Origin of the sequence: Phytohabitans aurantiacus (genome assembly GCF_027923225.1) — a bacterium.
Lineage (GTDB): Bacteria > Actinomycetota > Actinomycetes > Mycobacteriales > Micromonosporaceae > Phytohabitans > Phytohabitans aurantiacus.
The window spans coordinates 309,638-323,103 of record NZ_BSDI01000007.1; the positions used below are offsets into that span (position 1 = coordinate 309,638).

The following is a 13,466-nucleotide window of genomic DNA, read 5'->3' on the forward strand; positions in this document are numbered from 1 at the left end:
GCCTGCGATGATGGGGCGTCCGGTCGGAGGCGGGTGATGATGAGGCGACCAACACTGTTCCTGATGGTGGGACTCCCCTGTACCGGGAAGACCACCGCCGCGCGGCGCATCGAGATCGAGCAGAATGCGCTCCGTCTCACGAAGGACGAGTGGGTGAAGGCTCTCTACGGGCACGAGAATCCGCCATCGGCTCAGGACGTCATCGAAGGACGGCTCATCCAGATCGGGCTGCGCGCCCTCGAACTCGGCAGCAACGTCGTAATCGACTACGGCCTCTGGAGCCGAGACGAACGCTCCGCCCTGCGGCAGGCAGCGGCGGACCTGGGCGCCAAAGTGGAGATGCGCTACTTCGAACTCGCCCCGGCCGAGCAGCGCAGGCGAATCGACCAGCGCCAAGCCGCGGCGCCACACACGACATGGCCGATGTCCGACGAGGAACTCGCCCAGTGGGCCGCGAGCATCGAAATCCCCACGCCGGGCGAACTCGACGGCGGCGAACGCATCGACGACCCACCGGCCGGATTCGCCACCTGGAGCACGTGGCGCACACACCGCTGGCCGCCGTCAGTCTCCTGACTACCGCGTGTGGGTCTCCCAGACCGGCTGCTGGGGCTCGTCGTTGTGCACGACGATGTCGGCGTGATCGGTCGGGTGGACCGCAGCGAAGTAAAGCTGTTGGGAGGGGATGTAGCGCTCACGCCAGCGGCGTTCGACGTCGGCCCGAGACGACACCTGGCGCTCCCGGATCACGGCACGATCCACCGTCTTGTCGAGCGCGATCGACACGAAGACGCGCAGCTCCCACCGATCAATCAGTTCCGGGCGCATGAGGAAGACGCCGTCGAAGACCAGCACGGCGTCGGCGGTGGCGGTCCTGACCGGCGCGGACAGCGCGGTATCCGCCGTATGGTCGTAGACCGCGTGTTGGAAGCGCCGATCTCCGTCCGGGCCGAGCGGATCGAGCAGAACCCGGCTCAGCGCGCCGTGGTCGTGGGTGTCGAAGTAGCAGCCTTCGGCCGAGTACTCGCCGCGCGCATATCGCTGTGCCCGGGGGAAGAGGAAGTCGTCGATCGTCGCGCGGACGACCTCGCGGCCCCGCGTGCGCAGGACGGCGGCCAACTCGTCGGCGAGCGTTGTCTTGCCCGCGGCGGGCGGCCCGTCGATGGCGACCCGCGTCGGGTGTGCGACGGTAACGGACCCGACCGCCTCAGCCAGGCGGCCAAGCAACTCGTCGCGCGTGCCTTGGTTCATGTCGAGGTCCATTCTGGCTTTCGGGATTTGAGCTACCGCGATCTCCGCCGCGGTCCAAACCGTCGCTCCCGCGGCCTCACCCTCCGCGTTTCCACGACCCCACCCCTACGTCGTGGTGGTGAAAAGAGCGCGCAGTTCGTCGATCGGGGTGGCGGTTTCGCCGGCGAGGACCCTGCCGAGCGCGGTCAGGCGGGGGTCGACGACGGCGGGGTTGTCCACCAGGCAGCGGGTCACGAGGGCTGACCACAGCCGGCGGGTGGTGGCGGAGTCGGTGTCGCGGCGGGTGTACAGGGGTGACCGGGGACGTCGCCGCCACGGCAGGTCTGGGTCGGTCAGCACTACGTCCAGTTCCTCGACCAGGAGGGCGGCCAGCGCCGCCGAGGCCGCCGTTTCCGCCGACAGCAGCAGCACCGCCAGGGTCAGGAACATCGGCGACGACGGGTCGCCGTCGCGCCAGTCACCGGGTAGGTTCAGCCGGCACCAGGCCAGAAAGCGCACCGCGGCACCGCGGGCCGGTTCTCCGAGTTCCCGCGCCGAGTCCACCAGCGGGGCGAGGGAATCCACCGGGTTACCGTCGGCGGTCACCGCTCGGACCAGGAGCGTGCAGGCGAACAGCCGCTTGAGGTGGCCGCGCCGGCTGGCTGGCGTCGTCCACCGGATCAGGGCCAGGACCTCGCCGGGGTTCCCTGTGAGGTCGTCGGGCAGCCAGGGGCTGTGCACCAGCTCGGTCAGCGCCTGACGATTTCCCGGCACGTCGAAGCCGTAGTCGGCCGCGGCGATCTCCTCGATCGCGGCGGCGTCCAGCTGCGGGGCCACCCAGCCCAGCAGCGCGCGTTCGTCCGGTGCGAAGGACGCGAACAGGTCACCGCTGATGATCGTGCTCCCTGACCGCGGCTTCCACGAGCGCGCGGGCGGCCCAGGTCATGGCCTCTTGCTCGGCTTGGGGGTCGAGCCCGCGGACGTCACGCAGGGCGATCTGCGCTTCCCAGCCGACCACCATGGTCAACGCGGAGATGAGGCGCTGGTATGACTGCTCGCTCAGGGTCTCGCGCAGTGGTTCGCAGGCTTTGTCGAGCCATTCGATCCGGCGCGGGTTGCGCCGTGGTCCGGTCGGCTCCGGGGCGCCGTTCAGGGGCGGGTCGACGGTCAAGCGGATCATGCGGCGTCCCAGGGGTAGCGATTGCGGCGAGTATTCCAGCAGCGTCCGGATGAGCACGTCGACCCGGCCGGCCGCGTCGTCGGCGAGCGCGGGATCGGACAGCGCCGCCTCCACCGGTGGCTCGTTGAGCGCGCCGGCGGTGGCGTCGAGGAGCAGCTCGTCCAGGGCCGGGAAGTACATGTAGATGGTGCGTCGCGACACGTCCGCGGCGGCCGCGATCTCGTCGATGGACGGCGTCGCTCCGCGGGAGCTGAGGCGCACCGCCGCGTCGACGATCGCCTTGCGGGTGCGGCGGCGCTGCGCCTCGCGGCCGCCACCGCGGGCTGGTTTGTCGGTCGTCATCGGGGGTGCCGTCCCTCCTCGGGCCTGTGGTCTCAACCACCTTGACCTTGTTTCCGGGAGGAGTATACCGTTGTGCAGCAGTTGCACAGCAGTGCAATCAATGCACACACCGGCAGTCATTGCATCGCTGCGGCGATCAGGTGAACCAGGAGCTGACCATGAGAGTGCTAGTAGCAGGAGCGACCGGAGCGATGGGCGGGCAGCTCGTGCCCCGCCTGGCGGGTGCCGGGCACGAGGTCTTCGCCATGACGCGCAACGAGTCGAGCAAGGCCAGGCTGTCCGAGCTGGGCGCGGAGACGGTCATCGCCGACGCGCTCGATCGCGGACAGGTCGAGGCCGCCGTGCTCGACGCGAAACCGGATGTGATCGTCCATCAGCTGACCGCCATCGGGCACGTGGACACCCGCCACTTCGACCGCAGTTTCGCCGCCACCAACCGGCTGCGGATCGAGGGCACCGACAATCTCCTCGCGGCTGGGCGCAGGGTGGGAGTACAGCGGTTCGTGGCACAGAGCAACGGCGCCTTCACCTACGCTCGCACGGGTGGGCCGGTGAAGACCGAGGAAGACCCGCTGGACCCGTCGCCGATCAGCCAGATGGCCCCGATGATCGCCGCGATCGGGCACCTGGAGAAAGCGGTACTGGGTGCCGACTGGACCGAGGGGATCGTGCTTCGCTACGGCGCGTTCTACGGGCCGGGCACCTCGATGGCGCCGGGCTCCGCGCAGCTCGAGATGATCCGCAAGCGCAAGTTTCCGGTCGTCGGCGATGGCGCCGGAGTGTGGTCGTTCATCCACATCGCCGACGCCGCCGAGGCGACGGTCGCGGCGATCGAAAACGGCGCCCCCGGTATCTACAACATCGTCGACGACGACCCCGCCCCCGTCGCCGAGTGGCTGCCCGAACTGGCCAAGAGGCTAGGCGCCAAGGCGCCCATGCGCGTGCCGCGGTTCGTCGGGCGGCTGGCCGCCGGAGAGGCCGGCGCCGTGCTGATGACCGAGCTTCGCGGCGCGTCGAACGCCAAGGCCAAGCGCGAGCTTGGCTGGCGCCCGGCGCACCCGTCCTGGCGTACCGGCCTGCAGGTGTCATGACGTCAGCCCGAGCCAGCGCCAAGGGCGTCTCTCGCGTCGCCGCAACGACGTGAGAGACGCCACCCGGCGGGGCGGGGTTGTGAACCGCGGAGGGTGAGGCTGCGGGAGCAACGGCTCGGACCGCGGCGGACGTCGCGGCAGCCCAAAACCGATCCTGATCCCGAAAGGTCCTTATCGGACGCCGTCGCCGGCCTGCTGGCGCTGGAATTCGGCGAATGGCGTGCGGTCGAAGATGAAGCGGTTGTAGACGATTTTCCCGTCGCGGACCGTGACGCATTCAGCGGCCGGCGCGCTTTTGGCCGGGATCGTTTCGGTGTCGTACATGAGCAGGGCCGTGCGGTCGTCTCCGAAGGCGGCGACCATCTCCGCGCGGATCAGGAACCGCTCCGCGAACGGCCCGAGAAACTCGCGGTAAGCCTGGATGCCGGTGAGCCGTCCGGCTGGGGCGTCCAGCACGACGTCGTCCGCGATGTAGGCCATCGCCGTCTCCAGGTCCTTGCCGGTCCATGCCCGGTGGTGTGCCAAGGCGATCTGCAATGCTGGGCTGGTCATGATCTCTCCATTCGGTGTGGTGCCTGTTACGACACCCACGACCCAGCGAACGGAACGGCTGTGACCCAGGTCACGTTCGAGGCTTTCGTGGCGGCGCACCGGCGCGAGTTGCTGGTGCACTGCTACCGGCTGCTGGGCTCGTTGACCGATGCCGAAGACGTGCTGCAGGAGGCGTTGCTGGCGGCCTGGCGTGGGCTGGACGGATTCGAGGGCCGCGCGTCGCTGCGGTCCTGGCTGTACCGGATCGCCACCAACCGCTGCCTCAACGCGCTGCGCGACCGTGGCCGGCGGATCCCGCCCGAGCCACAACCGCCGTTCCAGCCGCCGGAACCCAGCCGCCGCGGTGACGTGACCTGGCTGCAGCCGTACCCGGACGCGCTGCTGGAGCGGGTGCCCGACGACGATCGCGGTCCCGAGGCCCGCTACACCGCGCGGGAGGCGATCGAGCTGGCGTTCGTCGCGGCGCTGCAACGGCTCACGCCCCGGCAGGCCGCCGCGCTGGTGCTCTGCGACGTGCTCGGGTATCCGCTCGGTGAGGTCGCGCCGATGCTGGACACCACACCGACCGCCATCAAGGGTCTGCTGCAGCGGGCGCGCGGCGTCGTCGAACGGCACCGAAGCGCGGCCGGCGGGACGCCACCCGCGCCGGGGTCGGCGCCGGAGCGGCACGTGGTCGAACAGTTCACCGAAGCCTTCGCCGGTGACGATTTCGACACGCTGGTCAGCCTGCTCACCGACAAGGCGTGGCTGGCCATGCCGCCAGCACCGCACGAGTACCACGGCGTGGCGGCCATCATCTCGTTCCTGCGCACCAGTGCCGCGTGGCGCGCGAGCCAAGGGCTGCACATGCGGCTAAGCCCCACGCGCATGAACGGGCAACCGGCGTTCGCCTCGCGGTTCGTCAGGGACGGGTTCGAGCGCCCCGGCGGGCTGATGGTTCTCACCCTGACCGGCGACCGCCTGAGCGGCATGACCCTGTTCCTTCACGACATCTGAACCGATCAGAGTCCGTGCTTCGTGGCTATCGCGACGGACTGCGGTGACCTTCGAAGTCCGCCGCACTCATCACGGCCGGTCGCAAGGACCGGAGTCGCGGCGTCGGCCGAGGGGCGCGGTTGATCGAAAGCAGCGCTCGGATCGTGGCCGCGTGCACGTCCGGCAGCGACAGCGGGCTGCGCACCAGAAGGACCTCTCGATCCGTATGGTCCACTGCGTCGATGCCGGGCTGGTCGACCAACGCGTCGGCGAGTCCGTCATCGGCCACGTCGGCGTAAGACCACACCGTGTCGTCCAGGCCGACGACGGTGTTGGCCCCGTTCTCGTCGTCCGACTCCCACTCGTCGACGCTGACGATCCAGCGGAGGTCGTCCACGTCGAGCTCTTCGTTCGCGAACCGGGACACGGGCCGCGCATCGGCGAGCGCGTCCGCGACCGGATCATCACTGGTCGGTGGCAGGCGCGGCGGCCGGGGTCGCCGTCGTGTCAGCGAAACCCTGAGCAACGCCCAGACAATGACGCCGATAGCCAGGACCACCCTCGGCACCAGCAAGAGCCTCCACGACAGCCGGGCACGCACTCCCGCACGATGGCCCATCCGGTCATCGCGCGCAAGCGACGCTCCCGCAGCCGCTGAGAAGGGCCGACGAGGTTACAGGGCCGCGAGTTTCGGGCGGACGGTGGTGGTCTCCCCCGATGTGGTGCAGGTAGCTGAGGCTGTCCAAAGTGGTCGCCTCGCGTTGCTGGTCACCGAGTTTGCGTTGCAACTCGAGCGCCTGCTGGCAGTACTCGAGTGCTCGTTCATGGTCGCCGAGGCGGGCCTGGCACCATCCCGCGCCGTTGAGCGCGAGCGCCTCGCCGACCGCGTCGCCGGCGCCCCGGAGCAGGTCGACGGCGAGCAACGCGTGCACGAGAGCCTGGCGGTACCGGCTTTGCTCCGCGTACAGCTGTCCCAGCGAGTCGTGGGTGTGGCCGAGGCCGACGGCGTCGCCCAGCTCGCCGTACCGCCGAAGGGCCTTCACCAGCTCGGCCTGCGCCTGGTCGGACCGGCCGACCTGCCGGTAGGCGCGGGCGAGGCCGCGGTGCGTGCGTGCCTCTTCGGCCGGGTCGCCCAGGCGTTGCACGGCACGCAGGGCGACGTGCTGGGTGGTGATCCAGTCATGCCAGTGCCCATGGCGGCCGAGGAAGGGGGTGAGCGTCCAGGCGAGCTGCCAGGCGTGGGTGTCGAACCCCTGACTGGGCGAACGCTCTCCGCTGGGCGCGATCTACCGACTCAACGGCAAGGTGCTGCTGCTGGGCTGCGGGCATGGCTCCAACACGTCACTGCACCTGGCGGAGTACCGGCAGCAGTCCCCGCCACGCGGCCCATCCGGGTCATCCGTGCGACAACCCGACGGAACCAGCCGATGGACCACCTGGATCGACGTGGTCATCGACGAAAGCGACTTCACACGACTCGGAAAGGACTACGAGGGCACCGGCGCCGCCACCATCGGCCCGGTCGGCGACGCCACCACACGCCTGATCTCCCAACGCGACCTGGTCGACTTCGCCACCGCCTGGCTGGCCACCCACCGTCCCACGAGGCCATGACCTGACCTCCCTATATCGCCACGTGTCATCTGATCAAGGCGATGCGTCAGCTCCACGAGAGATGGGGAAGGATCTCGGTGGCAACGGCTTCCAGCACCGCTTCGTCCCCGGCATACCAGCCGGCGGCGCGGGGCCAGTAGGTGACCACGTCGGTGAAGCCGTGGTCGGCCGCCCGCCCGACCGAGTCGGCGAAATAGTCGACATTGGACAGTGAATACACCGGCGATGCCGGGTCGAGCATCAGATAGCGGTCCACGGTGGACGGATCTCGCCCAGTAGCATCCAGAGCGTCGTCGAACCGATGAGCCATTTCCGATACGGTGCGCCACCACTGGTCCACATCGTCGGCGCGGGTGCCGGTGGTCACCCAGCCGGCACCGTAGCGAGCGGCCAAGCGCATGGAGCGAGGTCCGGTGGCGGCCACCACGAACGGCACACGTGGCGTCTGCACACAGCCTGGCGTGCTACGACCGTCGACTACCGTGTAGTACTCGCCATACCGAGTGACCGACTCGCCGCGCAGAATGGCGTCGAGCAACTCCACGAACTCGGTGAATCGGTCGACCCTGCCACGGCGTGTGAGCGGCCGTTGCCCAAGAACGTGGTTGTCGTAGCCGGCGATGCCGCCCGCGCCGACTCCCAGCATCAGTCGGCCGCCGCAGATGTCGTCCAGCGCGGTGACCTCACGGGCAAAATGGGCGGGGTGCCGAAAGTGCGGCGAGGCGACCATCGTGCCCAGCCTGATCCGCGAGGTGACCAGAGCCGCCGCCGTCAGCGTGGGTATCGCGTCGAACCAAGGCCCGTCGACCAGGTCACGCCAGCCAATGTGATCGTACGTCCAGGCGTGCGCGAAGCCGTATGACTCCGCACGCCGCCACCGCTCAGCGGCGACCGACCACCGCTGATCCGGAAGGATCAAAATCCCGACCCGCATAACGATTAGGGTCGCAGAGGCCCGCTCGGGCAGGATGCCGTGGTGATCGAGACAACGCTGCCCGGCTGGCTTCCCGAACTCGATGGCACGATTGTCGGCGGCGATCTGCTGCGCCGCTGGGCCCTGTCGGAGGTCTGGCGGATCCACCTGGACGGTGCCACCCGAAAGTCGGTGATCGCCAAGCGGGGCGTCGGCGAGCCGGCGGGCGAGGCAAGGCGCTACCACGAGCTGGTCGTCCCGCTCAAGATTGCCGCGCCGCGGTTGCTCGCGGAGGGTTGCCCTGGGGTGATCATCTTGGAGGACTTGGGCGGCGACAACCTCGAGGTACGGCCGACTGTCGAAGGATACGAGCAAGCCGTGCGCGTCCTTGCCAGGATGCGCGCCGAATCGGCCCTCCGCTTGCGTTCCGACCCGGCACTGGCGGCTGGTCTGCGCCGGTCCACAGCCGACCTCATGGCGGTGGCGGCGCGGGCCGACGCGGCGACGAGGACCCTCCGCCCAGATCTGACTGGCGCGCTCGACGACCCGGTCCGCGTGATGTTCGCTCGCCTGCAGCGGTTCTCCGGCGAACCGGCGACCATCGTGCACGGCGACTTCCAGGGTAAAAACCTGCTCCACGCCCCCGATGGCGGGATCGTCACGATCGACTGGTCGGACGCCTACGTACACTCACACCTCGGCGACCTCTACCTTCTCCTGCGCGAGGCGCGCAGGCAGGGCCGGATCGAAAGCGTACGGATCAAAGCCTTACCGGAGCTCTTCGCGCACGAAGCTGGCATCGATCCGCGGACGGTGACCGACCAGTTGGTGACCGGCGGTCTGTGCTGGACCATGAGCGCGCTGCGCTGGGTCGTGGAGGTCGGCGTCCACGCGGTCCCGGTATCCCGTGCATGGATCGACGAGCTTGTCACGGATCTTCGGGAGCTGGCCAGCCGCTGACCCTCGCCAGCGAAGGTGCGCACATCATCCTCGCCACGTTCGCGCGATCATCTGTGTCGGTCGGACTACGTCGTGTTCGGGCTTACGCCGAGACGCGGTTCAGGTATACGACGGCGGGGCCGGCCGGGAACGGCGAGGAGAACTCGACCTTGCCGTTCCGCTCAACGCTGCGCACCTCACCCGGCATCGTTTCGCGGGTGGTGACGTCGAACCATTCGACCTGGTAGGAGCCGGTCGGCAGCTCGATGGTGAATTCCTGCCCGGTGCCGTCCGGCTCCAGCACGAGGTACTCCGAGCCGGGGTTCGCCAGGGCGTACCCGGTGGATGCGACGTCGCGCCGCGGCTGCATGTCGATCAGTCCCATGCGTTCCGCGTACCGGCGGGTGTCGCCCATCGCCCAGCGCGCGGGCTCGTAGTACGCGAACGGCGGCACACCGGTCTCGGCGGGCGACTCGTCAGCGGGCTCGAACCCGGCGATGAGGCCGAAGTCCATGAGGATGGGGTGGTGGCCGCGCAGGAAAGACTTCCACGCCCACAGTGCGTCGCCCTGCCCCGGCGCGTAGTGGTCGGTGTCGCTGATGACCACCTTGGCGCCGTCGGCGATCGGCGGATCGGCGTACCAGCGCGACGGTGGCGAGCCCGGCGCCATCGGGTGGCCGCCATTGGCGAAGATCTCATCGTCGTACCCTGGCGAGATCCACTCAGCGCGACTGCTCAGCAGCGGGTCGTTGACCTTTGTCTGCTCCGCCACCGGAAACTGCATGGTGATCCCGATCGGGTGTACGTCGTACCCCTGCTCCGCCTCGTGCCGCTTGACCGTATCGATGACCCAGTACTGCCATTCGGTCGAATCACCCCACGACGGCGCCTTGTCCATGCCCAGGAACGCGGCGAACTCATCGGTCACCGTACCCCCGCCACACGATTCGTTGGCCACTTCCCACAGTACGTTGGGCAGGTCGTGAAGGGTGTCGACGACCTTCCGGATGTACGCCTCCTGAATCGCCTGGATGGCCGGGTCGAGCGGCAGGACTTGCAGGTCGTTGATCGAGCTCGCGGAGATGCCGTTGACGTTGTTGCCGCTGTGAAACGGGTGGCCCTCGATGTGGTCCGGCGGTGGGCTGAGGTGCAGGGCCCAGCCGTCGAACAGCATGACGCCTACGTAGATGCCGACGTCTCCGGCCGCGGTGACCCGTTCGCGGAGCCGCCGTAGGAAGCCGTCGTCGAGCTGCTCCAGGTCGAACCTGGGCTTGCCGTCCTTCGCGGTGCCCGGCCCGGTCCGCGCCCACGGCTGCGGCGTCATGTTGAGGTGGTAGTTCCCACCCGCCGCCTGGGACCGAACCTGCTCCCAGCGCCAGAGCCGGATGAAGTTGTGCCCCCGTTCGGCGAGGAACCGCAGGTAGGCGTCGTAGTCCATCAGCTCCGGCTCGGGTGAGCCGTCCGGGCCGGGACCCATGCCGTCGTGCAGGTTGTTCCAGATGTGCGACCCGGTCAGGTAGACCGCGCGGCCGGCGCTGGGCCCAGAGGTCGGAGTGAAATAGCGGGGATTGCGGGTGGAGACGGCGAGCGGTCCGTCCGCTCGCACTGGCGTCAGCGTCATGATCTTCACGTCCTCGGATGTAATCGGAGTCGCCTCGAAGCCTCTCCCCCGCGCGGCCGCGGATCATCTGCCAGGTGGCCGATGCCCTCGCCGGGGGTGGCCGATAGGCGACGAGCGCTGGCCAGGGCCCTGGCATTGTGGGGGCTATGCGCGACAGCACGGGCGAGCAGACGGTTGCGGCCCCAGCCCGGTCACCGCACAACCTCGTGGCGCCGTTGACGTCGTTCATCGGGCGCCACGCGGAGATCGAAGCCGCGACCGGGCTCCTGGAGCGCCACCGGCTGGTGACACTGACCGGGCCCGGCGGTGCGGGAAAGACGAGGCTGGCGGCGCGGGTCGCCACCGGCCAGTCCGACCGGCAACCCGATGGGGTCTGGTGGGTCGACCTCGCCACGGTCAGCGACGGCACGGCGGTGGCGGAGGTCATCGCCGAGGCCGTCGGCGCGCCGATCGTCGGTGGGCGCGTTCACGCCCTCCGGACGCATCTGTCCGCTTGGCGGTCGCTGCTGTGCCTCGACAACGCCGAACACCTGCTCGACGGGGTGGCGAGCACCGTCGAGGCCGTGCTGAGCGCCTGCCCGCGGATGACCGTCCTGGTCACCAGCCGCGAGCCGCTGGGGGTACCGGGTGAGGCGGTGTTGGGGGTACCGCCGCTCTCCGACGACGACGCGCTGGCGCTGTTCGTCGATCGGGCGCGACTCGTACAGCCCTCGTTCACGCTCGACGAATCCCGCGAGGCGACCATCCGCTCGATCGCCGCGCATCTGGACGGGATACCCCTAGCGCTGGAACTGGCCGCGGCGTGGCTGCGGACCCTCACGCCCCAGCAGGTGGAAGCCGGCCTGGACGACCGGTTCACACTGCTCGTGCGCGGTCCCCGCGGCGCGCAGCGGCGGCAGCGCACACTGCTCGGCTCCATCGACTGGAGCTACCGGCTGCTCAACGACACCGACCGGGTCGTGCTTCGCCGGCTCGCCGTGTTCGCCGGTACGTTCGGGCTCTCCGCGGCGCGCGCACTCTGCGCCGAGGGCGCGGCGGGCGCGGCGGGAACCGTCACCACTGCCGAGGTCCTCCCGTCGCTGGGCCGGCTGGTCGACAAGTCGCTGGTGGTCGCGGACGTACAGGCCGGCGAGTCCCGCTACCGGCTGCTGGAGACGATCCGCGCCTTCGCCGCGGCCCGCCTGGCCGAGGCGGCGGAGGGCGCCGCGCTCCGCGAACGGCACCTCGCCTGGTTCCTCCGGTTCGTCGAGGCCGCGGAGCAGGATCGGGAGCGCGATGCCGACGGGTGGCAGCGGGCGCTGGTACTGGAGTACGACAACCTGCGCGCGGCGCTGGAGTGGGGCCTCGCGGCTGAGGATCCCCACGCCGGCCGGCAACTGGCGGCGTCACTGGCCTGGCTGTGGCATCTCGACCGGCGCGGTCGGGAGGGGATCGGCTTCCTGCGGCGGGCGATCGATCGCGTACCGGACGAACGCTCCCGGCTTCAGGCCCGCCTCGTGACCGGCCTAGCCCTCGTCGCCGATACGGCCGGCCCGCTCGACGTCGAGCGGGACGCCGCCTCCCGAGCGGTGCGGCTGGCTACCGACGTCGGCGACGAAGGGCTGCGCGCGCTGTGCCTGAACCTGCTGGCGGTCGGCTCCTTCTACACCGACTTCGACGAAGCCTGGCAGCTGTGCGAGCAGGCGCACGCCGCGGCGCGCGCGGGCGGAAACACCTTCGTGCTCGGCGGCTCACGGGCGCTGCAGGCGATCATCCTGCACCTGCGCGACCAGCACGCCGAGGCCGAACTCCTCGTCGACGACCACGTCCGGCAGTGCCTGCGACACCACCGCGGCGTGCTGTCGACGCTGCTGACATACCAGGCAGAGGGTGCCCTGGCCGGCGGCGACCCGGTCCGCGCGCTGAGCCTCGCCACGGAGGCGCTGCTGGTCGCCGAACCCCTCGGCGACTACCTGCGGGTCGGGATGGCCCGCTCGGCGCTCGCTCAGATCAAGGCGCTGACCGGCGACCTGGCCGGCGCGACGGAGGTGATCGACCCGGTGCTGCGTCTTGTCGAGGGCGCCGAGGACGACATATTCGTTCCCGGTCTCGACCACGCCGTGGCAACGCTGTCCATGCGCCGGGATGACCCACGGGCCGCCATAGACCCGTTGCGGCGCGCCGCCGGCTCCACTGACCGGGGCGCCGCGACCTGGCTCGCCGCTCGGGCCCTGCCCCGCCTCGGTGCGGCCCTCTCCACCGCCGGCCGTCCCGACGAGGCGGCGGCCGTACTGGATCAGGCGGTCGAGGTCGCGCGACGCCTGCGCATGCCCGGCCCGCTGGCGGAGGCGTACGCGGCACAGGCCGAACTCGCCGCCGCCGACCCGGACGGTCTCCCCCGCGCCGTCGAGCTGCACCATGAGGCGTTGACCATCCGCGTCGACCATCGGCTGCGCACCGGCCAGCTCGACAGCCTCGAAGCCCTCGCCCGCGTCGGCGCCGCCATCCAGCCGGCGCCCGACGACGTGCGAGTCCTGTACGCGGCCGAGTCGGCACGCACGAACGCCGGCCTCCCCCGCGGTATCGAGCTGCGGCGGGCGTACGACAGCACCACCGCCGACCTCCGGCGAGCGCTCGGCGCGACCGCCTTCGACCGGGCGGCCGCCGAGGGCGCGCGGCTCACTCTCGACCAGGCCGTCGAGTACGTCCGCCGGGCCCGGGGCCGCCGGGGCCGCCCGGCCAGCGGCTGGCCCAGCCTCACGCCAACCGAACTCCAAGTCGTCCGCCTCGTCGCCGAGGGCCTCACCAATCCACAGATCGGCGACCGCCTCCTCATGAGCCGCGGCACGGTCAAGACGCACCTCTCGCACATCTTCACCAAACTCGACACCACCAATCGCGCCCAACTCGCCGCCGCCGCGGTCGACCGCGGGCTGTCGCCCGGGCATCCGTCCACATAGGTCATAGATCTCGGAATTCTCGGGTACTCCGAATACGCTCGCCGGACCGCTGTTTGCCGGGCACACTGCG

At 70.0% G+C, this 13,466-nt stretch carries 14 protein-coding genes; 6 read left to right on the top strand and 8 right to left on the bottom strand.

Going from position 1 to position 13,466, the window contains the following annotated elements; translation table 11 throughout:
• Window positions 1-36: 36 nt before the first annotated feature.
• On the top strand, window positions 37-576 hold the full coding sequence (locus tag QMG73_RS09085) for an AAA family ATPase (RefSeq protein ID WP_281893732.1): 540 nt from the start codon (window positions 37-39) through the stop codon (window positions 574-576).
• Here the strand turns inward: QMG73_RS09085 and QMG73_RS09090 are convergent, their stop codons facing one another.
• From QMG73_RS09090 to QMG73_RS09100, 3 genes are all read right to left on the bottom strand, one after another.
• Window positions 577-1,251 carry a cytidylate kinase family protein gene (locus QMG73_RS09090; RefSeq protein ID WP_281893733.1) on the bottom strand — a complete coding sequence of 225 codons (675 nt, stop codon included), beginning with the start codon at window positions 1,249-1,251 and terminating at the stop codon, window positions 577-579. It lies immediately after the preceding gene.
• Between the two features lie 105 nt (window positions 1,252-1,356).
• On the bottom strand, window positions 1,357-2,067 hold the full coding sequence (locus QMG73_RS09095) for a hypothetical protein (RefSeq protein ID WP_281893734.1): 711 nt from the start codon (window positions 2,065-2,067) through the stop codon (window positions 1,357-1,359).
• 46 nt (window positions 2,068-2,113) lie between these two features.
• A complete protein-coding gene (locus tag QMG73_RS09100; protein ID WP_281893735.1) occupies window positions 2,114-2,752 on the bottom strand; it encodes a TetR/AcrR family transcriptional regulator in 639 nt (212 codons plus the stop codon).
• A 158-nt stretch (window positions 2,753-2,910) separates the two neighbouring features.
• Between QMG73_RS09100 and QMG73_RS09105 the strand changes: the two genes are divergently transcribed.
• Window positions 2,911-3,843, top strand: coding sequence for an NAD-dependent epimerase/dehydratase family protein (locus QMG73_RS09105; protein ID WP_281893736.1), 933 nt, complete (start codon window positions 2,911-2,913; stop codon window positions 3,841-3,843).
• Between the two features lie 171 nt (window positions 3,844-4,014).
• On the opposite strand, the gene QMG73_RS09110 is transcribed toward QMG73_RS09105, so the two are convergent.
• Window positions 4,015-4,395 (bottom strand): nuclear transport factor 2 family protein, encoded by a 381-nt coding sequence (locus QMG73_RS09110; protein WP_281893737.1) that lies wholly within the window; start codon window positions 4,393-4,395, stop codon window positions 4,015-4,017.
• A gap of 60 nt (window positions 4,396-4,455) precedes the next feature.
• On the opposite strand from QMG73_RS09110, the gene QMG73_RS09115 reads away from it, so the two are divergent.
• The gene (locus tag QMG73_RS09115) at window positions 4,456-5,391 is read left to right on the top strand and encodes an RNA polymerase subunit sigma-70 (protein WP_281893738.1); all 936 of its coding nucleotides are present in this window, start codon (window positions 4,456-4,458) and stop codon (window positions 5,389-5,391) included.
• Between the two features lie 25 nt (window positions 5,392-5,416).
• Here the strand turns inward: QMG73_RS09115 and QMG73_RS09120 are convergent, their stop codons facing one another.
• Both QMG73_RS09120 and QMG73_RS09125 read right to left on the bottom strand, forming a co-directional pair.
• On the bottom strand, window positions 5,417-5,971 hold the full coding sequence (locus QMG73_RS09120; RefSeq protein WP_281893739.1) for a hypothetical protein: 555 nt from the start codon (window positions 5,969-5,971) through the stop codon (window positions 5,417-5,419).
• Between the two features lie 22 nt (window positions 5,972-5,993).
• Window positions 5,994-6,515, bottom strand: a complete 522-nt coding sequence (locus QMG73_RS09125; protein WP_281893740.1) for a tetratricopeptide repeat protein — start codon at window positions 6,513-6,515, stop codon at window positions 5,994-5,996.
• 112 nt (window positions 6,516-6,627) lie between these two features.
• Here QMG73_RS09125 and QMG73_RS09130 point away from each other — a divergent pair, with 112 nt between their 5' ends.
• Window positions 6,628-6,984 (top strand): AAC(3) family N-acetyltransferase, encoded by a 357-nt coding sequence (locus tag QMG73_RS09130; RefSeq protein ID WP_281894369.1) that lies wholly within the window; start codon window positions 6,628-6,630, stop codon window positions 6,982-6,984.
• A gap of 46 nt (window positions 6,985-7,030) precedes the next feature.
• Here QMG73_RS09130 and QMG73_RS09135 read toward each other — a convergent pair whose 3' ends face one another.
• Window positions 7,031-7,918, bottom strand: a complete 888-nt coding sequence (locus QMG73_RS09135) for an LLM class flavin-dependent oxidoreductase (RefSeq protein ID WP_281893741.1) — start codon at window positions 7,916-7,918, stop codon at window positions 7,031-7,033.
• A gap of 42 nt (window positions 7,919-7,960) precedes the next feature.
• Between QMG73_RS09135 and QMG73_RS09140 the strand changes: the two genes are divergently transcribed.
• Window positions 7,961-8,857, top strand: a complete 897-nt coding sequence (locus QMG73_RS09140; protein ID WP_281893742.1) for a phosphotransferase — start codon at window positions 7,961-7,963, stop codon at window positions 8,855-8,857.
• 82 nt (window positions 8,858-8,939) lie between these two features.
• On the opposite strand, the gene QMG73_RS09145 is transcribed toward QMG73_RS09140, so the two are convergent.
• Complete coding sequence (locus tag QMG73_RS09145) at window positions 8,940-10,457, bottom strand: hypothetical protein (protein WP_281893743.1); 1,518 nt, start codon at window positions 10,455-10,457, stop codon at window positions 8,940-8,942.
• Between the two features lie 146 nt (window positions 10,458-10,603).
• Here QMG73_RS09145 and QMG73_RS09150 point away from each other — a divergent pair, with 146 nt between their 5' ends.
• On the top strand, window positions 10,604-13,396 hold the full coding sequence (locus QMG73_RS09150; protein WP_281893744.1) for a LuxR C-terminal-related transcriptional regulator: 2,793 nt from the start codon (window positions 10,604-10,606) through the stop codon (window positions 13,394-13,396).
• Window positions 13,397-13,466: the final 70 nt, after the last annotated feature.